At 64.8% G+C, this 20,402-nt stretch carries 18 protein-coding genes; 10 read left to right on the forward strand and 8 right to left on the reverse strand.

Annotated elements, in window-relative coordinates; genetic code table 11:
* On the reverse strand, positions 1–994 hold a 994-nt coding region (locus H8B02_RS19450; RefSeq protein WP_229167708.1), incomplete at its 3' end, for a class I SAM-dependent methyltransferase.
* A 192-nt stretch (positions 995–1,186) separates the two neighbouring features.
* The gene (gene glgA, locus H8B02_RS19455) at positions 1,187–2,614 is read right to left on the reverse strand and encodes a glycogen synthase GlgA (RefSeq protein WP_229167709.1); all 1,428 of its coding nucleotides are present in this window, start codon (positions 2,612–2,614) and stop codon (positions 1,187–1,189) included.
* Positions 2,615–2,826: 212 nt separating this feature from the next.
* On the opposite strand from glgA, the gene H8B02_RS19460 reads away from it, so the two are divergent.
* The 8 genes from H8B02_RS19460 (at position 2,827) to H8B02_RS19495 (ending at position 11,928) form a co-directional block, all read left to right on the forward strand.
* The gene (locus H8B02_RS19460) at positions 2,827–4,002 is read left to right on the forward strand and encodes a CaiB/BaiF CoA transferase family protein (protein ID WP_229167710.1); all 1,176 of its coding nucleotides are present in this window, start codon (positions 2,827–2,829) and stop codon (positions 4,000–4,002) included.
* Between the two features lie 215 nt (positions 4,003–4,217).
* Positions 4,218–5,759 (forward strand): ABC transporter substrate-binding protein, encoded by a 1,542-nt coding sequence (locus H8B02_RS19465; protein WP_229167711.1) that lies wholly within the window; start codon positions 4,218–4,220, stop codon positions 5,757–5,759.
* 6 nt (positions 5,760–5,765) lie between these two features.
* Positions 5,766–6,716: an ABC transporter permease gene (locus tag H8B02_RS19470; RefSeq protein WP_229167712.1), complete on the forward strand. Its 951-nt coding sequence runs from the start codon at positions 5,766–5,768 to the stop codon at positions 6,714–6,716.
* Positions 6,703–7,572 (forward strand): ABC transporter permease, encoded by an 870-nt coding sequence (locus H8B02_RS19475; protein ID WP_229167713.1) that lies wholly within the window; start codon positions 6,703–6,705, stop codon positions 7,570–7,572. The genes H8B02_RS19470 and H8B02_RS19475 overlap by 14 nt, the downstream gene beginning before the upstream one ends.
* A complete protein-coding gene (locus H8B02_RS19480; protein WP_229167714.1) occupies positions 7,569–8,555 on the forward strand; it encodes an ABC transporter ATP-binding protein in 987 nt (328 codons plus the stop codon). Before H8B02_RS19475 ends, H8B02_RS19480 begins: the two co-directional genes overlap by 4 nt.
* On the forward strand, positions 8,552–9,520 hold the full coding sequence (locus H8B02_RS19485) for an ABC transporter ATP-binding protein (protein WP_229167715.1): 969 nt from the start codon (positions 8,552–8,554) through the stop codon (positions 9,518–9,520). The genes H8B02_RS19480 and H8B02_RS19485 overlap by 4 nt, the downstream gene beginning before the upstream one ends.
* A 142-nt stretch (positions 9,521–9,662) precedes the next feature.
* The gene (locus tag H8B02_RS19490; RefSeq protein ID WP_212311297.1) at positions 9,663–10,733 is read left to right on the forward strand and encodes an alcohol dehydrogenase; all 1,071 of its coding nucleotides are present in this window, start codon (positions 9,663–9,665) and stop codon (positions 10,731–10,733) included.
* A 112-nt stretch (positions 10,734–10,845) separates the two neighbouring features.
* The gene (locus H8B02_RS19495) at positions 10,846–11,928 is read left to right on the forward strand and encodes an isocitrate/isopropylmalate dehydrogenase family protein (protein ID WP_229167716.1); all 1,083 of its coding nucleotides are present in this window, start codon (positions 10,846–10,848) and stop codon (positions 11,926–11,928) included.
* Positions 11,929–11,980: 52 nt separating this feature from the next.
* Here the strand turns inward: H8B02_RS19495 and H8B02_RS19500 are convergent, their stop codons facing one another.
* The 4 genes from H8B02_RS19500 to H8B02_RS19515 are packed head-to-tail and all read right to left on the reverse strand — an operon-like array spanning position 11,981 to position 16,249.
* Positions 11,981–13,228 carry a hypothetical protein gene (locus tag H8B02_RS19500; RefSeq protein ID WP_229167717.1) on the reverse strand — a complete coding sequence of 416 codons (1,248 nt, stop codon included), beginning with the start codon at positions 13,226–13,228 and terminating at the stop codon, positions 11,981–11,983.
* Between the two features lie 10 nt (positions 13,229–13,238).
* Positions 13,239–13,556: an acyl carrier protein gene (locus H8B02_RS19505; protein ID WP_229167718.1), complete on the reverse strand. Its 318-nt coding sequence runs from the start codon at positions 13,554–13,556 to the stop codon at positions 13,239–13,241.
* Positions 13,553–15,160: an amino acid adenylation domain-containing protein gene (locus H8B02_RS19510; RefSeq protein WP_229167719.1), complete on the reverse strand. Its 1,608-nt coding sequence runs from the start codon at positions 15,158–15,160 to the stop codon at positions 13,553–13,555. Before H8B02_RS19510 ends, H8B02_RS19505 begins: the two co-directional genes overlap by 4 nt.
* Before the next feature lie 21 nt (positions 15,161–15,181).
* On the reverse strand, positions 15,182–16,249 hold the full coding sequence (locus H8B02_RS19515; RefSeq protein ID WP_229167720.1) for an LLM class flavin-dependent oxidoreductase: 1,068 nt from the start codon (positions 16,247–16,249) through the stop codon (positions 15,182–15,184).
* Between the two features lie 251 nt (positions 16,250–16,500).
* Here H8B02_RS19515 and H8B02_RS19520 point away from each other — a divergent pair, with 251 nt between their 5' ends.
* Entirely contained in the window at positions 16,501–18,267 is a 1,767-nt protein-coding gene (locus tag H8B02_RS19520; RefSeq protein ID WP_229167721.1) for a carbamoyltransferase family protein, read from the forward strand.
* Between the two features lie 48 nt (positions 18,268–18,315).
* Here H8B02_RS19520 and H8B02_RS19525 read toward each other — a convergent pair whose 3' ends face one another.
* Positions 18,316–18,639 carry a hypothetical protein gene (locus H8B02_RS19525; protein WP_229167722.1) on the reverse strand — a complete coding sequence of 108 codons (324 nt, stop codon included), beginning with the start codon at positions 18,637–18,639 and terminating at the stop codon, positions 18,316–18,318.
* 435 nt (positions 18,640–19,074) lie between these two features.
* Positions 19,075–19,470 carry a helix-turn-helix domain-containing protein gene (locus H8B02_RS19530; RefSeq protein WP_016844123.1) on the reverse strand — a complete coding sequence of 132 codons (396 nt, stop codon included), beginning with the start codon at positions 19,468–19,470 and terminating at the stop codon, positions 19,075–19,077.
* A 617-nt stretch (positions 19,471–20,087) separates the two neighbouring features.
* On the opposite strand from H8B02_RS19530, the gene H8B02_RS19535 reads away from it, so the two are divergent.
* On the forward strand, positions 20,088–20,351 hold the full coding sequence (locus H8B02_RS19535; RefSeq protein ID WP_229167723.1) for a hypothetical protein: 264 nt from the start codon (positions 20,088–20,090) through the stop codon (positions 20,349–20,351).
* Positions 20,352–20,402 lie beyond the last annotated feature (51 nt).

Consider the following 20,402-nt stretch of genomic DNA (forward strand, 5'->3'; position numbering starts at 1 on the left):
CACCCTGGCGCGCCACCTCGCGCAGCCGGGTCTCGCCGGCCTGCGCGCCGAGTGCAAGCCCGACCTCCTGGTCCAGCGACGCCGGCGTGCAGATCATCGTCGACGCTGCGTAATAAACGCGCCCGATCGGATTGAGGTTGTCCTCCAGCCGGTCGTTGGCGAACGGCTCGATCAGCAGGCAGGTGCCGTCGTCGGCGAGGGTGGAGCGGGTGTGCTTGAGCGCGCCGACCGGGTCGCCCATGTCGTGCAGGCAATCGAAGAAGCACACCAGGTCATATTTGTTGGCTGGGAAGTCCTTGGCCGAATGCGTCTGGAAATGAACGCGGTCCGACAATCCCGCCTCCTTCGCAGCCATCCGCGCCGCCTGGATCGAGCCGTCGTGATAGTCGAAGCCGTAGAAGGTTGATTTCGGGAACGCCTCCGCCATCAACCGGGTCGAGACGCCGTGGCCGCAGCCGACGTCAGCGACGACAGCACTCTTCTTCAGCTTGTCGACGACGCCCTCGAGTGCCGGCAGCCATTCCTGCACCAGATAGTGCTTGTAGCTGGTGCGGAAGAACCGGGCCGTGCCGCAGAACAGGCACTCGCTGCGCTTGTTCCAGCCGACGCCCTTGCCGGTCTTGAACGCGTCGGTAATTTTCGGCTCGTCGAGAAATGTCGCGCCGACAAGGCTTCCCACGGCGCCGAGGAAGACCGGGCTGTCCTCGTCGGCAAGCGCGAGCGCCTGCTCGGGCAGCATCGAGAACTTTCCGGTTGCGCTGTCGTACTCGACGTAACCGGAAGCGGCCTGCGCGGAGAGCCACTCCTGAACGTAACGTCCGGCCGTTCCTGTTGCCTTGGCCAGCGCCGCCGCATTCATCGGTCCTTGCTGCGCGAGGGCCTTGTAGAGTCCGAGCTTATCGCCCAGCAGCATCAGCGAGGCGTTCATCGCCGCGCCGACATCGCCAATCATCTTTCCCATGAATGAATTTAGACGCTCCTCGTTGACGTCCATGATGTTCCTCCATCGCAATTGGGTTTTGCAAAAAGTCCAACATTGCCAATTTCATGTGTGCGCGATCGTCCAGGCAGAAGGCCATGGGCGCGGACATGATCGCACGAAATGGGCTTGGCGGCGCAGGCTGAATGTCACGAAGCGGCTGGGATGCCAGCACGACCGACTTCACAAGCCGGCGAGGCGGGCGCCTTACGCCGCTGCCCGCGGCATGATGAGCCTTCTGTACAGCGCGCCGTAGCAGGCGGCCGACAGGTCCCAGCTGTAGGACTTGGCCATCGCGCTGGCGCGCATGGCGTTGAGGCGATCCTTGGCGCGGTAGGCGTCGAACGCGCGCCTGACGCCGCCGAGGAAGGATTCCGCCGATGGCTGCGCGAACAGGAAGCCGGTCTCGCCGTCGGCGATGGTCTCCGCGAGCCCGCCGGTCTGGTGGCCGATCGGCAGCGAGCCGAAGCGCTGCGCATACATCTGGCTAAGGCCACAGGGCTCGAAGCGCGACGGCATCAGGGTGAAATCGCTGCCGGCGAAGATCCGGCGCGCCTGCGCGTCGTTGAAGCCGATGATGACGCCGATCGCGTCGGGCCGGCGCCGATGCGCGGCCACCAGCGCGTCCTCGATCGCCGGCTCGCCGCTGCCGGTGACGACGATCTGTCCGCCGTCCCTGATGATCTCGTCGGCCGCCGACAGCACGAGGTCGACGCCCTTCTGATGCACGAGCCGCGCAACCAGGCCGAAGATCGGCCCGCGCGAGACCGCAAGGCCGAACTGCCGGCGGACATAGTCGGCGTTGGCCTGCTTGCCCTTCCAGTCGCCGGCGCCGAACGGCTGGGCGAGCTGTGCGCAGTGGCGCGGGTCCCAGCTCTCGTCGATGCCGTTGAGGATGCCGGTCAGCTGGTCCGCGTCGGAGCGCACGCGCAGCAGGCCCTCCAGCCCGCAGCCGAGCTCGGCGGTGGTGATCTCCCTCGCATAGGTCGCGCTGACCGTGGTCAGATGCGAGGCGTAGACGAGGCCGCCCTTGAGGAAGGACAGCTTGTCGTAGAACTCCAGCCCGTCGATGTGGAATGAGCTTTCCGGTGCGCCGATCCGCCGCAGCGAGTCCCGCGGAAACAGGCCCTGATAGGCGAGATTGTGGATGGTCAGGATCGATGGAATCCGCGCCTCGCGCCATGCGAGGTAGGCGGGTGTGAGCGCGGCCTGCCAGTCGTTGGCGTGAACGAGGTCCGCTGCCCAATTCTTGTCCAGCGTTCCGGCTGCAAGTTCGGCAGCGGCGGAGGCAAAGCGGCCGAAGCGGATGTCGTTGTCGGGCCAGTCGCGGCCGGACTCGTCGCCATAGGGATTGCCCGGCCGGTCGTAGAGCTGCGGACACAACAGCACATACACCGGCAGCCCGTCCTTGGTCGATGCGCGCCCGAGCGTACACGCCGGCATCTCGGCGAGGGCCTCGCATTGTCCAACGATTTCAATACGGGTGAACTGCTCGACGACATCCCGATAGCCGGGAAGCATGATCCTGACGTCGCTCCAAGAGCGGAGCGCCCGGGGAAGTGCGGCGGAAACGGCGCCGAGCCCGCCTACGCGGACGAAATCGTCCATCTCCGTCGTGACGAATAAGACCTTCAACAAGCGCCCTCGTTCCAGCCCGTGACAAGGCTATGCAAGATCGGGTCCAATCTGCCTTTGAGTAAAATGCAAGACGGCCCGCGGTCCCGGTCTGGACGAGACGCTTTCCTGTCAGGGCGGCTCACTTTAGGGTCTCGCGACGCCGAACAACGGAAACGACGAAGCTGGAGGAAGCCTTGGCAACGACAATAGCCGCTGACGATGAGGGGAATTTGACACGAAGCTTTGACGGCCTTCGCGTGCTCGATTTTTCGACCACGATCGCCGGACCTCATTGCACGCGGATGCTCGCCGACATGGGCGCGGAGGTGATCAAGATCGAGCCCGCCGAAGGCGAGACGATGCGGACGCGGCCGCCGGTGCGCAACCATTGCTCGACGGCGTTCGGCCAGCTCAATATCGGCAAGAACAGCCTCGTGCTCGACCTGAAGTCGCCGGCCGGCGTCGAAGCCGTGCGCCGGTTGATCGCGACCGCCGACGTGCTGGTGGAGAATTTCCGCCCCGGCGTAATGCGCCGGCTCAAGCTCGACTATGCCTCGATCCGCGACATCAATCCGAAGCTGATCTTCTGCTCGATCTCCGGCTACGGCCAGACCGGCCCATCGGCGGAATTGCCGGCCTATGCGCCGGTGATCCATGCCGCTTCGGGCTACGAGATGGCGCATCTCGCCTACCAGCCGGGCCGCAGCCGGCCGGATTATTGCGGCATCTATCACGCCGACGTGTTGACCGGGGTCTATGGTTTCGGCGCGATCTCGGCGGCGCTCTATCAGCGCAGTGCCAGCGGCAAGGGCCAGCATATCGACGTCTCGATGCTGGAATCGATGCTGAGCCTGACCCTGAACGAGTTGCAGTGGTCGCAATTCGAGGTGAAGCAAACCCAGCGGCCGATGTTCGGCCCGATCGAAACCAGCGACGGCTACGTGATGGTGGCGATCGCCAGCGAGAAGACGTTCCAGAACCTGATGCAGGTGATCGGCCGGCCTGAATGGGTGTCCGATTCGCGCTTTGCCAAATATTCCGATCGGCGGGAGAATTGGGCGGCCCTGATGGAGGGCGTCGAGGCGTGGTCGCGGGCGGTCAGCACGCAGGCCTGTCTTGCCGCGCTCAATGAATATGGCGTGCCGTCGTCGGCCTATCGCACGGTGCGCGAGGCGCTCGCCGATCCGCAAATTGCCCATCGCGGTGCACTGGCCGAGGTCGAGGACGGCGGCGGCAGCTTCAAGGTGCTCAATCTGCCGTTCCGGATGTCCGGCGCTGCGGTCGGCGCGCGCAAGCGGATGTCGACGCTCGGCGAGCACACACTGTCCTATCTGAAGGAGATCGGCCTCTCCGACGATCAGATCGCAGGCTTCGCAGCGCAACCGGCGAAAACCGTGAGCAGTTAAACCATGATCCGGAAAAGTGGGTACCGGTTTTCCGAAAGATCATGCTCAAATAAGTAGATGAGATCACGATGCGAGCTTACGAGATCGCATCGTGATCGCCCTGCGGCTTTTCATCCGTTTTACGCTCTTGTCGCGCGCGGCGATTCCGGACAAGCTGCCTCCAAACGTACGACGATCCGGAACACCGGACGTCGCCCATTCGGGAGGGAGCATCGATGAAGTTGGCCGGGCGCGCGCACGCAATTGCGCGCATATTTCTTGTGGCGGGATTAGGCGCAGCGACATTCGCTGTACCGGCCTATGCGCAGAAGCAGGGCGGCACGCTCACCGTCGGCCAGGAGCTGGACATTCCGGGCTTCGACCCGCTCAAGGTCGGCGTTTACGATACATCGGCCAACACCGCGGCAGCCTCGATCTTCGACACGCTGATGACGCTCGACGAGAAGGGCGAGCCGAAGCCGAAGCTCGCGCTGACGTGGGAGCATTCCGAGGACTTCAAGACCTGGACCATCAAGCTGCGGCCCGGCGTCAAATTCCACGACGGCACGCCGTTCAATGCGCAGGCGGTGAAGGAGAATTTCGACCGCCAGAAGGATCCGGCCAACAAGTGCCGCTGCGCGTTCTACATTACCAGCATCAAGAGCGTGGACGTCGTCGATGACCTCACGGTGCGCTACAATTTCAGCGACCCGGCGGTGAACTTCCCGGCGACGCAGTCGATTCAAAGCTCCAATAATGTGATGCAGTCGCCGACCGCGTGGAAGACCAAGGGCGATGATTACAATCGCAACCCGGTCGGCACCGGTCCCTACATCCTGAAATCTTGGAACGCCGGCGATCGCATGGTGCTGGAGAAGAACCCGGACTATTGGGACAAGGGCAAGCCCAATCTCGATCGCATCATCCTGAAGCCGCTGCCCGACGCGCAATCGCGTTTCGCCTCACTGCAATCGGGCGAGGTCGACATCATCTGGGATGGCGAGAGCGACGCCGACAATATCCTGAAGGCGCAGAAGGACACCAGCCTGACTGTGCACCGCTACGAGGGGTCGGGCGCTACTGTCTTTGCCTTCAACACCAAGACGCCGCCGTTCGACGATGTCCGGGTGCGGCGCGCCCTGGTGATGGCGCTCGACCGCCCGAAGATGTCCCAAGCGATCACCAACGGGCTGGCTCGGCCTGCCTCCAATCCCTACGGCGCCGGCTCCTGGGTCAAGTGCAAGGACGATGGCGCGCTGCCCTTCGACGTCGAGAAGGCCAAGGCGCTGATCAAGGATTACGGCAAGCCGGTCGAGTTCAAGATGTTGATCGACGCGACGCCGCGCGGTCGTACCACCTCGCAGGTGTTGCAACAACTCTGGAAGCGCGCCGGCGCCAACATGGAGATCGAGCAGGTCGACCAGACGACCATCGTGCCGCGCGCTTTCATGCGCCAGTTCCAGTTGACGCCCTGGCGGATCGTTGATCTCGCCGATCCCGATCCGCAGATGTATGCGAACTTCCACACCGGAAGTCCGGTCGCGCTCGCCAATTATTCCGATCCGGAGCTGGACCGGCTGCTCGAGCACGCTCGCTCCACGGCTGACGTCGACAAGCGCACCGAGGACTATTGCGCGATCAGCCGTCTCATCAACAAGGAGGCGATCTGGTTCTGGATCTTCCAGAACACTTATTACGCCATATCGAGCACGAAGGTGAAGGGCGTGCCGAAGATGTTCAACAGTGTGCTCGACGTCTCCTACGCCTGGAAGGAATAGCGCTTCATGCTGTTCTTCGTCGCGCGCAGGCTCCTCTACCTGGTGCCGGTGCTGATTGCCGTCTCGGTTCTCACCTTCGTGATCGCCTCGCTGTTGCCGGGCGATCTCGCCTACGTGATCCTCGGCGACCAGGCGACGCCGGAGAACGTCGCGGCCCTGCGTCACGACATGGGTCTCGATCAGCCGATCTGGCTGCGCTATCTCGGCTGGCTGTGGCACATCCTGCAGGGCGATTTCGGACGCTCGTTCCGCACCGGGCAGACCGTGTGGCAGGCGGTCAGCGAGCGCGTCCCGGTCTCGTTCGAGCTGATGATTCTCGCCGAGCTGATCGGGCTTGCGATCGGCGTGCCGCTGGCAATCGCCTGCGCCGCCAAGGCGGGCTCCGCGTTCGACCGCCTCATGACCGGCTCGGCGTTCGGTATGCTGTCGGTGCCGACCTTCCTGTCCGCGATCCTCCTGATCTATTTGTTTGCGGTCGAGCTGCGGCTGTTGCCGGCGACCGGCTACGTGCCGTTCACCGAGGACCCGGTCGCCAACCTGCGCTTCATGGTGCTGCCGGCGCTGACGCTCGGGCTTGCGGAATGGCCAGGCATCATGCGCGTGCTGCGCTCCGACATGATCGCGGCGCTTCAGGAGGACTATATCGCGCTCGCCAAGGCGAAAGGCCTGAAGCCGTCGCGCATCCTGTTCGTGCACGCGCTGAAGCCGTCGTCGCTGACCCTCGTCACCATCACCGGCATCAATATCGGCCGTCTGATCGGCGGGGCCGTGATCGTCGAATCGATCTTCGCATTGCCGGGGATCGGGCGCCTCCTGGTCGGCGCGATCTATACCCGCGACCTCATCATCCTGCAGGGCGTGGTACTGCTGGTCGCGGCGGGCTTCGTGATCATGAACTTCATCGTCGACTTGCTTTACGCCGTGCTCGACCCGAGGATCCGCCATGGCCACGCTTGAGCTCAGCCTCGACGAGGCCGGTGCGACGACGGCCCAGCGCCGCCGCCGGCTCGGCATGCTGTTCTGGTGCGCGATCGGCTGGATGGTGCTGGTGTTCGCGGTCGCGATCTTTGCCGACCTGCTGCCGCTGCCGAGCCCGACCGACATGGACATGCTGGAGCGGCGGGCGCCGGTTTCGGCCGAGCACTGGCTTGGCACCGACGGCCTCGGCCGGGATGAATTGTCGCGGCTGATCTATGGCGCCCGCATCTCGCTGATCGTCGGCCTTTGCGCACCCATGATCGGTGTCACCATCGGCGGCGCGCTCGGCATCCTCGCCGGCTATTTCCGCGGCCGTTTCGAATCCTTCGTGGTCGGCGGCATGGACGTGCTGCTGGCATTCCCGCCGCTGATCCTGGCGCTTGCGGTCACCGCCTTTCTCGGCCAGTCGATCTTCAACCTGACCTGCATCCTCGGTGTGCTCGGCATTCCGGCCTTCATGCGGGTGGCGCGGGCGGCGACGCTGACGCTGGCACGGCGCGAATTCGTCATCGCCGCGCAGGCGCTCGGCGCCACCCATGCGCGTATCCTGCTGCGCGAGCTGCTGCCCAACGTGCTGTTGCCGCTCATCGCCTTCTTTCTGCTCGGCGTCGCCGTCACCATCGTGGTCGAGGGCTCGCTGTCCTTCCTCGGCCTCGGCGTACCGCCGCCGATCTCGAGTTGGGGCAGCATGATCGGGGAGGGGCGGGAAAGCCTCGAGGTGGCGCCGCAGCTCGCCTTCATTCCGGCGATTGCGATGTTCCTGACCGTGCTCTCGTTCAACCTGATCGGCGACACGATGCGTGCGCTGACCGACCCGAGGCAAGGTGCGCTATGAGCGGTGCGCTGCTTTCGGTCGAGGACGCGGTGGTCGACCTGCCGACGCCGCGGGGCAATCTGCGGGCGGTCGATCATGTCGATCTCGCCGTTGGCGCCGGCAAGACGCTCGGCATTGTTGGCGAATCCGGCTGCGGCAAGACCATGCTGTCGCGAGCCGTCCTGCAACTGCTGCCCAAGAAGGCCAAGCTGTCCGGCCGCGTCATGTTCGACGGGCAGGATCTCACGACGCTGTCGGCGGAGAAATTGCGCAAGCTGCGCGGCCGTTCGCTCGCCGTCGTGTTCCAGGATCCCATGACCTCGCTCAATCCGGTGCTGACCATCGGCACCCAGCTGATCGAGACCATCCAGGAACATCTCGAGCTCGATCTGGCCCAGGCCAGGCAACGCAGCACCGAGCTACTGACGGCGGTCGGCATTCCCGCGCCCGAGCAGCGGCTGACGCAATATCCGCATCAGCTCTCCGGAGGCATGCGCCAGCGCGTCGCGATCGCGGTGGCGCTGTCCTGCGAGCCGAAGCTCCTGATCGCGGACGAGCCGACCACCGCGCTCGACGTCACGATCCAGGCCCAGATCCTCGATCTCCTGGCGCGCGAGCAGCAGCGCCGTCATATGGCGATGATCATCATCACGCATGACCTCGGCGTGGTCGCCGGCCGCACCGACGAGGTCGCGGTGATGTATGCGGGGCGCGTCGTCGAGCGTGCGCCGACGCCGGCCTTGTTCAAGCAGATGAGGATGCCTTACACCGAGGCGCTGCTCGCCGCACTGCCGAAGCTCGATGTGCCGCCGCATACGCCGCTACCGGCGATTTCGGGGCGGCCGCCTGATCCGACCCGGCCGCTGAAGGGCTGCTCGTTCTCGCCGCGCTGCCGCTATTCCGCCGGGCGCTGCAGCACGGAGAAGCCGCAGCTCAGCCCGGCGGAGACGTCAGAGCATCTCTATGCCTGCTTTCATCCGATTGCCGCGAGGGTCAGCGCATGATGTTGCAGGCCGCATCCGATCCGCTGATGAAAGTGGAAAACCTCGTCGTCGAATTTTCGGTGGGGGGCAAGACCATCCATGCCGTGTCCGATGTCAGCCTCGAAATCGCGCGCGGCGAGACGCTGGGGCTGGTCGGCGAATCCGGCTGCGGCAAGTCCACGCTCGGCCGCGCCGTGCTGCAATTGCGCCAGGCCGTGTCCGGCAAGGTGCTGTTCGACGGGCACGATCTCACCACCCTGAAGGGCGAGGCGCTGCGCAGGATGCGCCGGCGCGTGCAGCTGATCTTTCAGGACCCGATTGCATCGCTCAATCCGCGGCGGCGGATCGGCGACATCGTCGCCGAGCCGCTGGTGATCGCGGGCGTCAAGGATTTCGAGGAACGCCGGCGGCGCGTCAGCGAGGCGCTGTCGGCGGTCGGGCTCGACCCCGCGCTGGTGAGCGGGCGCCTGCCGCACGAATTCTCCGGCGGACAATGCCAGCGCATCTGCATCGCCCGCTCGCTGGTGCTCAATCCGGAATTCGTGATCTGCGACGAGCCGGTGTCCGCGCTCGACGTCTCGATCCGTGCGCAGATCCTCAATCTGCTGGAGGAGATGAAGGCACGTTACGGCCTGACGCTGCTGTTCATCGCCCACGACCTCGCGGTGGTGAAGGCGGTCTCGGATCGCGTCGCAGTGATGTATCTCGGCCGGCTCTGCGAGGTCGGTCCGTCGGAGCAGCTGTTTGCACGGCCGGCGCATCCTTATACCGCGCTGCTCATCGAAGCGATTCCGGTGCCCGATCCGGATGTCCGGCCGACCCAGAGCGTGCCGGTCGGCGAGCCGCCGTCGCCGATCGCGCCGCCGTCGGGCTGTCGCTTCCGCACCCGCTGCCCGCGGGCTGATGCACGCTGTGCCAGCGAGGTGCCGGAACTGCGCGTGGTTGCGCCCGGCCAGTTCGCGGCTTGCCATCATCCGCTGATCTGAATAGTCACGCCTCTGAATTGTGGCGCGTTGGCCCTCAAGCGAGCTGCATGGCGGCTTGCTCGAAAATGGGGTCTTGAGCGTTTGTTCCGGGCGGGCAGGCGTGGCAAGGTCCGCCTCAAGAACGAGTTTCGGGAGAACAACGATGAAGAGTTTCCAGGTCGTCGATTTCAACGCCCCCTTGAAAGAGGTCGATCAGCCGACGCCGCAGCCGTCGGGCACGCAGGTGCTGATCAAGGTCAAGGCCGCCGGCGTCTGCCACAGCGACCTGCATATCTGGGAGGGCGGTTATGATCTTGGCCATGGCCGCAAGCCGCTGTCGCTGAAGGACCGCGGCGTCTCGCTGCCGCGCACGATGGGCCATGAGACGGTCGGCGAGATCATCGCCTTCGGGCCGGATGTGAAGGACGCCGACAAGGGCGGCCTCAAGGTCGGCGATGTCACGCTGGCCTATCCGTGGCTCGGCTGCGGCAAATGCCCGACCTGCCTCGGCGGCGACGAGAACATGTGCGCGATCAAGCCGAATGCGCTCGGCGTCTACTGCGACGGCGGCTACGCCGATCACATGACGGTGCCGCATCCGAAGTATCTGCTCAACCTCGACGGGCTCGATCCGGTCACGGCCGCGCCTTACGCTTGTTCGGGCGTCACGACCTACAGCGCGCTGAAGAAGGTCGAGAAGGATCTCGACACGCCGATCGTGATCTTCGGCGCCGGCGGGCTCGGCCTGATGGCGCTCTCGCTGTTGAAGGCGATGGGCGGCAAGGGCGCGATCGTGGTCGATATCGACGCCAGGAAGCGCGAGGCGGCCGAGGCCGCCGGTGCACTGGCGACCGTAGACGGCAAGGCGCCCGACGCGCTGGAGCAGCTCATCAAGAAGGCCGGTCAGCCGATCCGCGCCGCGATCGACCTGGTCGGCAATGCCCAGACTTCGCAACTCGGCTTCGACTGCCTGACCAAGGGCGGCAAGCTTGTGATCGTCGGCCTGTTCGGCGGTGGCGCGACCTGGGCGCTGCCGCTGATCCCGATCAAAGCGGTCACCATCCAGGGCAGTTATGTCGGCAATCTGCGCGAGACGCAGGAGCTGCTCGACCTCGTCCGGACCAAGAAGATCCCGGCGATCCCGGTTACGCCGATGCCGCTGGCAAAGGCGAACGAGGCGCTGACCAATCTGCAGAAGGGCCAGCTGGTCGGCCGCGCCGTGCTGACGCCGTAGACCAGTCACGGTCATTCCGGGATGGTGCGCCAGCACCAGACCCGGATTCTCGAGATTCCGGGTTCGATGCTGCGCATCGCCCCGGAATGACGATCATCTTTCGGGAGTCCCCATGTCCGCCAACGACGCACTCCACATCGCAGTTCTCGGTGGCGATGGCATCGGTCCCGAGGTGATGGCGCCGGCGCTCGAAGTGCTGCGCAGGATCGAGGCCTCGTCCGGCCTCAAATTCCGCTTCACCGAGGCGCCGGCCGGCGCTGGCCATTACAAGGAGACCGGCAAGTCGATGCCGGAGAGCACGGTCCGGCTGTGCGAGGAGGCCGACGCGATCCTGCTCGGGGCCTGCGGCCTGCCGTCGGTGCGCTACCCCGACAACACCGAGATCGCGCCGCAGATCGAATTGCGGATGATCTTCGATCTCTATGCCGGCGTGCGGCCCGCGCGGTTGATCCCGGGCGTGCCGAGCACGATCGTCGGCGCTGATCAGAAGGGCATCGACCTCGTCGTGATCAGGGAATCGACCGAAGGCCTGTTCGCCTCGATGGGCAAAGGCGTCGTCACCGACAGCGAGGCGCGCGAGACCATGGTGATCACGCGCCGGACTTCCGAGCGGCTGTTCGAGTTCTCGTTCCGGCTTGCCGAACGCCGCAAGGCGCGCGGCCGCGTCGGCGGCGGGCTGACCTGCGTCGACAAGGCGAACGTGCTCAAGGCGTTCGCGTTCTTCCGCAGCATCTTCGACGAGACCGCGCAGCGTCATCCCGACGTCAGGGCTGACCATCTCTACATCGACGCGACGGCGGCTGCGCTGGTGAAGCGCCCCTGGGACTTCGACGTCATGGTGACCGAGAACATGTTCGGCGACATCCTGTCCGACCTCACCGCAGGCTTGATCGGCGGCATGGGCATGGCGCCGTCGGCTGACATCGGCGACCGCTACGCGGTGTTTCAGCCGTGTCACGGCACGGCGCCCGACATCATGGGGCAGGGCAAGGCCAACCCGACTGCGATGATCCTGTCGGCTGCGATGATGCTGGACTGGCTCGCCGACAAGCACTCTCTCGAGCGCGCTGCGGAAGCTGCCGAAAGCATCGAGCGGGCCGTCGACAAGGTCTATGCCGGCGGCATCAAGCCGTTCGAATTTGGCGGCAGCAACGGTACCGCTGATGTCGCGAAGGCCGTGCTGGCGGCGCTTTGACGGCGACGAGACCGAGCCTGCCTCGTTCCGCCGCGCTGGATGACCGGAGCCGTTACGGCAGCAGCGTTGCGTCGCCGTCGAACGGGCCGGCGTACCAGGCGCTCTCGTCTTCGAGGGCGCGAGCCAGGCCCTCGTCCGTCGTCTTGTAGACGAGCGGATCGGTCGGGTAAGTCCTGACGTAGGGATTCCATCTCATCAGGATCTGCCGGATATGTCCGGGCACGCCGACCAGCTCGAAGAGATGACCGCCCGAAGCGACCGCGTTCGCATAGGCCGCCTCGAGCAGCGCCTCGGTCACGTCTGTGTCATCCTGCTCAACCAGGATGTCGGCGAGCATCGACCGTCGCAAACCTGTCTGGCGGTCGACCGCATGCAGCACGACGGCATACCCCGCCAAGCGCTGGAATCGATGGCAGCAAAGCACGGCAACCGTCGAAGAGCTCCCAGGGAGCGTGAAGTGCCACCTGAGAGAGGCGGGACTTCGGTCGGCCAGCAACCGACGGGCCTCGCCCAATTTGCGTCGCCACAGCGCTTCGAATTCGTCCCCGATGTCCTTCACATCGATTTCCGTTACTTTGCTGGTCAGACGGCCCCGTGGTCCGCGGCGGAGCGAATCCAAACGCATGGCCGACGAGGCAAGGAAAGCTCCGACAGACTCCATTCCGCTCCCGACGTCGAACTTCGCTGCGAGCACCCGCGCGAACTGACGGACATCCAGGATCCAGAACAAGATCTTGTCGTAGTCGGGGTCAGGCAACGACCTCGCATGAAGGGCCTTTGATTGATTGACCACCGATGCTGTCGAGTGCGTGATGACAAGGAGATCGATATCTCGCTGCCGAAAGAACGAAGCCAGCAGGCCGATGCAACGCGTGCGGTACGCCGGCTCGATCACGAGGCCAGCTGCTGTCGCTGCGAATATCGTTCGGCTTTCGAGCTGGTAGAGCACGGGAATGTTTCCCTGGTACCCGACAATTCCCTGCGCGGTCTCCAACACCCACCCCATGCTGGGCTGCGATTTGGCGGCGGCCATCGCGGGATTTTGTCGCCAGAGCCGATCCCAGTTCTCCGGGCTGTCTTTCGCAAGTCCCCCGCGTTCCTTTAGCTTCGCGACGCTTTCGAAATCCGCGAACCGGACCTCCCGCTGCTTCGCCGGCGCCAACGCGATTCCGGAGAGCGGCGCCGCTTCGGCTGGAGCGGACGCAGGACGGCGCCGGCTCTTCAGGAGTCGGAGCAGGATATCGGCGACGTGATACTTGGAGCGTGCCTGAATTTGCGCCGGCGCACGGGTCACCGCCATCAATCCCTCCCTAGCCGAATGGCGGCCACGACCCAGTGGCCCCATTTCGCCACCGAGCCTGCGTCAATTGCTCGGACACAAACAGGCACAGTGGACCGATCAGCGTCATCTGTTCGGGATCGAGGTTCTCGAAATCGATCTCCCCGTCGAAGTGCTCGCCCGCCGCCATCATCATCTCGACGAAGGCCAGCGAATCGAGCGCCCCCGACAGCAGCAGGTCGTAGTCGTCGGGGAGATCGCGTAACGGACGTCGTCCGCGGTCCTGGAGCTTCCGGTTGAGGAAGGCTCCGAAGAACGCGCGGACGTCATCCGTGGTCGGACCGGTCATTGGCTGTCTCCCAAAACCGCCGGCATGGCCTTGCGGTCGTATTTTCCGTTGGCGTTGCGTGGCAACCGGTTGCGGACGTGCCATCGTCTCGGGACCATGTAGTCCGGCAGCCGGGCGGCGACCGCCGCGCGAAGCCGGTTGAGATCAACCGGCCCGCCTTCGATGAGCACTTCGATGCCGCCATAGCCGCTCGACGTGACGGGCCAGCCGATCGCCACGACGCCGTCGACGCCCGAGGCCTCGCGCACCACGGCTTCGACCTCGCCGAGCTCCACCCTGTGGCCAAGGATCTTCACCTGCGAGTCCATGCGGCCGAGATGGGTCAGGGGGCCATCACCAGCGGGCCGGCGCACGCGGTCGCCGGTGCGGTAGAACATCTCCTGCCGTCCGGGCGGGACGACGAAGGCTGCGGCGGTCTTCTCGGGATCCTTCCAGTAGCCGAGCGACATCTGCGGACCGCTCATCAGCAGTTCGCCGTCCGCGCCCGGCCCGACCTCATTCAGGTGCTCGTCGACGACGAGCACGTCCATTCCCGGGAATGGCGCGCCGATCGGCACGATGCCCATCTCCGCTTCGAGTGGCGCCCGCTTCGGATCCCACCGGTAGCCGGCGCACGCGATGGTCAGCTCGGTCGGCCCGTAGAGGTTCTCCACGACGCTGTTCGGCGCGGCCATCGCCCAGGCCGCGACGCTAGCGACGGGCAGCGGCTCGCCGCAGAACAGGCTCAGCCTGAGCGAGGGAAACCCTCCCGGCTTCAGCAGGCCGGACTGCTTCATCAGCGCGACCATCGAGGGCACGGAGAACCAGACCGTCAGCCCCTGGTCGCGGATGAACCGCCCAGGATTGATCAGCGTCTTCTGCGAGGGGCAGCACACGCAGGCGCCGCGTTCCCACGCCACGAACATGTCGGATGCCGACAGGTCGAACGTCATGTCGAACGTCTGCGAGACAATGTCCAGCTCCGTGACGGCGAAGCGCTCCGCAGCATGGTCGACGTAGGCTGCGACGTTGCGGTGCGCGACCATTACTCCCTTCGGCACGCCGGTGCTGCCGGAGGTGAACAGCAGATAGGCGATCGCGTCCTCGCGCGCGTCCGGCTCGCGCCAGTCGGCGTACCCTTCGAGATCGGCAGCTCCGACGATGATGTGCGAGGGCCACCGTTCGCGATAGGGGCGGGGATCCGTGAGACCGGGCGCGATCACGAGCCGCGGTTCGTCCACGTCCGCCATGAGCGCGTCCATTTGCGGCAAGGATTCCGCGTCGACGATGATCGATCGGCACTCCGAACGGACGAGCATCGACCTGGTGCGCTCGACCGGGAAGGTGCGGTTCAGCGGCACGTAGCCGTTTCCGGCCAGAAGCGATCCGAGCACGCCGGCGAACGCCGTCGCGCCGCGATGCGCGAATACGGCGGTGAGAGGTGTCGACGACCCTTCGCGATGCGCCTGGATGCAGGCTGCGATGCGGACGGCGACCTCGCGCAGCTCTCGATACGACAGCGACGTGCCCTGCGCGACGACGGCAGGACGGTCGGGAAACAGTTTCGCCGAGCGCAGGAAGCCCGTCCACAATCCCGGCCGTGATCCGTCCGCGCGCAACTCCATCGAACGATTGCCTAGCCTAGCCTAGCCTGCGAGGCCCTGACGCGCCGGATCGCGAAGCGCTGACGACTTCAGACGCCGGGCCTTCGTCAGCGCCTGTCCGAAGACCTCGCCCGTATGGACCAGTTCCTCGCGGGTGGGTGGAATGTCCAGGATGAACGTCCCGTAGCCGGCCGCGGCGTAGCGCGCGAGTTCGTCGGAGACGACCCCGTAGTCGCCGACCAAATACGGGCAGAAGGTCTTGTAGTTTTCGAACGGCACCAGCCAATAGGGCGTGTCCTGGGCGGCCGTCTCGGCTGCGAGATCGGACATCTGCTTGTGCCACGCCGAATCCGAGACTTTCATGGCCAGCTTGTGCGCCAGTTGCCCCTTCTTGTCGGTCGGGAAGCGTTCGTGCGCGACGCGCCAGGCCTCTTCGGCGTCCGCACGGGCGATGATGCCGACGCGCACGCCCGAGCCGACGCAGTCATCGTCGGCCTGCCCGTACTCTGCGGCCGGCTTGGGATACTTCACCGGCGTCGCGCCCAGCGCCTTGGCGGCCGCGAGCCCCGCTTCCGAGGAGCCCGACACGAATATGCCGGGCAGCAATTCCCGCGGCAGTGCGGGCGTCATCCTCAGATTGCGGACGGCATGGAATTCGCCTTCGAGGGTCACCGGCTCGGCGTTCTCCAGCAGCAGCTTGATGATGCCGGTGTATTCGACGAGCCTCGCGTACCGCTTGTCGTGCGCCGTCGCATCGCCGAGCGCCGCAAGCTCGATCGTGTAGCCGCCCGCGACCATGTTCAGATAGAGCCGGCGTCCGTACATATGCGCGAACGAACTCACCATCTTGGCGACGCTGTACGGGTGCATGTAGACCGGCTGCACCGCCACCAGCGGACAGAGCTCCCGGGTGCTCTGCAAGATGATTTGCGAGACGAGCCAGGGATCGACCAGGGAATTCTCCGTGTAGACCAGGATCCCCTTGCAGCCCGCCTCTTCGCTCCAGCGGGCGACGGCCTGCACCCGTTCGACATAGTCCGCCGCCTGCACCGCGCCGGATTGCGGGCACGTGCTGAAGACTTCGAACCGAATGTCGGAATAGGTATCCATCATCCACCTCCGTCCAAATGGCGTCGAAACGCCTTGGCTGGTGGAGAACCGGGGCATGGTAGCAGATGCGTTCGTGAGCTCCCCCGACGCAAAGGTGGTACTCCGTCAAGCGATGGGGCCGAATGCCCGGCCGACTATTCGGAGGCGGCGCACTGCACTTTTGCGGACCTTGATTTCCGCGGCCTCTCTGCAACGATGCTGCGGCACCTGCTCGATTTTCCCTTGAGCGCGATCCGTCCAGGGGGTGTTGAATGGCGAAAGTAATCGGCATCAGTGGATTCGAGAGCTCGATCCCCTTCAAGCGGAAGCACTGGCCGGGCTTGGAGGAGCGCGAATATCGGATCTCACAGGGCCACGATTCCGCCGCGGTGCTGGTGGTCGACGGCAGGATCGTCGCCGGTGCCGCCGAAGAGCGCTTCAACCGCAAGAAACACACCGGTGATTTCCCGATCGGCGCTGTCAGCTACTGCCTGGAGACCGCTGGCCTGAAGCCATCCGACATCGACGCGATCTCTCACGGCTTCGACTATGCGCCCTACAAGGCCGCATTCATGCTGGATCCGACCTCCGCCCGACAATACAGGGAGGTGTTCTCGCGCGAAAAACTGCTCGTGCAAGTGGATCAGCACCTGCCCGGATTTCCGGCCTGCAAGGTCCACCACGTCAACCATCATCTGTCCCACGCCGCCAGCGCCTACTACACCTCCGGATGGGACGAATGCCTGGTTGTGGTGCTCGACGGCATGGGCGAGATCCACGCCGTCACCGTCTATCACGCGCACGACAACGCGATCGACAAGCTCGCGGAAATCACCGCCCAGGATTCGATCGGCATCCTCTATTCCACGCTGACGCTGCATCTCGGCTTCGATTTCAACTCCGACGAATACAAGATCATGGGCCTCGCTCCCTACGGCGATCCCGCCCGTCACCGTGCTTTCTTCGAGCGGGCCGTGGAGTTGCGCGACGATGGCCTGATCAGGATTCCTCTGCTCCGCCTCAATACCGAGCGCCGCGATCGCGAAACCTACGGCGCGACGCGACGTCATCTCGGTGAGTATCTGATCCCGGCACGCGCGCCCGACGGCGACGTCACCGACAACCATCGCGACGTCGCCGCAGCGCTGCAAGAATGCCTCGACAGCGTCATGCTCCACATCTGCGGCCATTTCGGCCGTAGCACCGGCCTGCGCAGGCTCGCGATGGCGGGCGGCGTCGCGCTCAACTGCACCGCCAACGGCCGCCTGCTGCAGTCCGGCCTGTTCGACGAGATCTACGTTCAGCCGGCCGCAGGCGACGATGGCTCCGCGCTCGGCGCGGCGCTCTGGTCGGCATCGCGCGACAGTGGCGTGCAGAACGTCCGGATGCCGGTGCCCTTCCTCGGCCCCGCACCCACGCAAACCGAGATTTACAGGGCGCTGGCCGACACCGTCGGCCGCATCGAGATCACGCGCTTTCCGGATCTCGACGAGACCTGCGCGGCGGCGGCCAGACTGATCGCGGCCGGACGCGTGCTCGGCTGGTATCGCGGGCGCATGGAGTTCGGCCCCCGCGCCCTCGGACACCGCAGCATCCTGGCCGATCCCGGTCATCCTGACATGCGCGACCGCATCAACGCGATGGTCAAGATGCGCGAAGCCTTCCGCCCGTTCGCGCCGGCGGTCAGCCTCGAGCAGGTGCATGAGTGGTTCGAGGTGCCGAAGGGGCTCGAGCTTCCCTACATGATCATGACCGCCGACGTGCGCCCCGAGCACCGCGCCGCGCTGCCGGCGATCACGCATGTCAACGGCTCGGCCCGCGTGCAGACGGTCGGCGTCAGGGACAATCCGGAATTCCACGCGTTGCTGCGGGCGGTCGGCCGGGCGACCGGCCGCGAAATGGTGCTGAACACGAGCTTCAACGTGAAGGGGCAGCCGATCGTCAACACGCCGCGCGAGGCCATCGACACGTTCCTCGGCACCGGCATCGAGTATCTCTTCCTCGAGAACGTGCTCGTCCGCCGCGCGGGACAGATGTAGCCGGCACTGGCCGAAAAGGTGAGGGGGCCGAAGCCCCCTCGCTGACGATTAGCGCCGGTGTCCGCCGTGATGTCCGCCGCCGTGATGGCCGCCACCATGATGTCCGCCGTGATGGCGGTGCCCGTGATGATGGCGGGGGTAGAAGTGCGGACGATGATGCCATCCGTGATGGCGCGGTCCGTAGCCGTAGCCCGGTTGCCAATAGCAGCGGCCCCAGCGATCGCAGACCTGGCGCACCTTGTCGACATTGGACGTTTCGCCTGCGATGTGGCTGGCCTGCGGAAGCCCGTTCGGCATCGCCGATGCCGCACCGGACATCAACGCTGCGCTTCCGAGCGCGGCCAGTCCAATAACGGCATGCTTGATATTCATTGAGATCTCCTTGGTTGAAGCCTGAAAACGTCCATGCGGCCGCTTCGTTGCTGCGACAAAAAAGCCAGGCAGGTGCACTCGGTTCTGGCGATGCCGGTTCAACGCAGCAAATGCGGGAGTTGTGAGGTCGCTCCGTGCGCGGGCGACAATTGGCCGCGCGACAGAATGGCGACGGATCGCGCTCGCATGCGATGCATGAGATGCGCAGCCTGAGCGCGAACTGGAACGGCTGCGCACATGCGCAGCCGGGCGCCTGGATCACGAAGCCTTGAGAGGTTGCCGCGGCAAAAGAAAAAGCGCTGCCATCGCCGATGGCAGCGCTTCGATATCTTCCCGGTCCGACCGGCGCGTGGCGATCCCAATGACCGGTCGCGGCCGATCCGCTCGCCCTGGTCGATCGCGTTCGCGGTGTCGCGATCGTACCTGTGCTGCCGTTCAGTCTTCGTTGGCGGCGATCGATTCCATCAGCGACACCAGTTGGCGCTGCACGGTCTGATCCTTGATCTTGCTGTAGGCGCGCAGCAACCGGAGGCTGAATGCGCTGTCGAGGAACAGCAGGCTCTCGACTTCGCGGGCCTTGTTGTCGCCGTCGTAGAAGAAGGTCACCGGCACGTCCAGCGCGGTCGCGATCTGCTGAAGGCGGGCGGCGCCGACGCGGTTCACGCCCTTCTCGTACTTCTGAACCTGTTGGAAGCTGACGCCCAGCTTGTCGCCGAGTTCCGCCTGCGAGATCTTCTGCTCGACACGGCGCAGACGAATCCGCTTGCCCAACTCAATGTCCGGCTTGCCGGCGCTGCGCTGCTTCATCTTCTTTGCTGCTGATCTGTTCATTCTTGTGACCCGTCCTTCAAATCGAGAATCCCTGGCCCGGTCGGGTCAGGGACACGTTCATGATGTACCGCGTTAAGCTCGAGTGGATCGTCAGTTCGTCCGAACGACGAAATCCAAGAAGATCGCGGGATGGTATCCAAACGCACTCGCGCATTGGAAGCACCCAAGTACCGAATCGGTCGACTACCTGTAGTCGACCGCACCAAGGTGTCTGTCGACACCCCGCCCTCTACATTTGGCAAAATATTGACCAAACCACAACTAGCGCGAGTTTGATCGACACAGATTTTGCGCGCATGCTTACTGGGCGGCAATGCACTGCGCCCGTAGTTCTACGGGCAGCCAATATTGTACGAGCGTCCTAGTATGGATGCAACCCCAGCTAGTGCATCCTGAGGTCGCGGCGACGGTCTGCGGTTGCTTGACTGAACCGCCGCCAATGCGAAAAGTTTGACGTAAGTCCAAGTCAGGCTTTCGGAATGTTGCTGGACAATTGCCTAAAAGTTCTGAATCATCGGGAACAATTGTGCGCCTACGGAAAGCCGGCGAACTCTGGCAGGAGAGGCCAAATGAAGCGGAAGAGGGGAACACCTCGACTCTACCTCGCAGCTTCGGGAGTGGAAGATATGCCGGTCGCAAATACGGAAGAACGGTTGCTGGCGCTGCTGGCAACCCTGGAAGAATGTCAGGCATTTCTGACTGACCGGGCGAACACGGAGACGGCGCGGCTGTTGTCCCTTGCCATCCTCGAGCTCCGGATGGAGCTGCACAAGGTGACGGATTCCGAGTTGAAGGCGCTGTGCGACATGATCGCGTCGGACGAGCCGGTGCAGGAACCGGCGACCAGGCAGTTGCCGCCGTATCTGCGGCTCATCAAGTAAGCCGGCGCCCCGCGCCGTGCGCGGGACGTCGCCGGCCCTGTGCCGCACGGC

It is taken from the genome of Bradyrhizobium altum (assembly GCF_020889705.1).
Taxonomy (GTDB): domain Bacteria; phylum Pseudomonadota; class Alphaproteobacteria; order Rhizobiales; family Xanthobacteraceae; genus Bradyrhizobium; species Bradyrhizobium altum.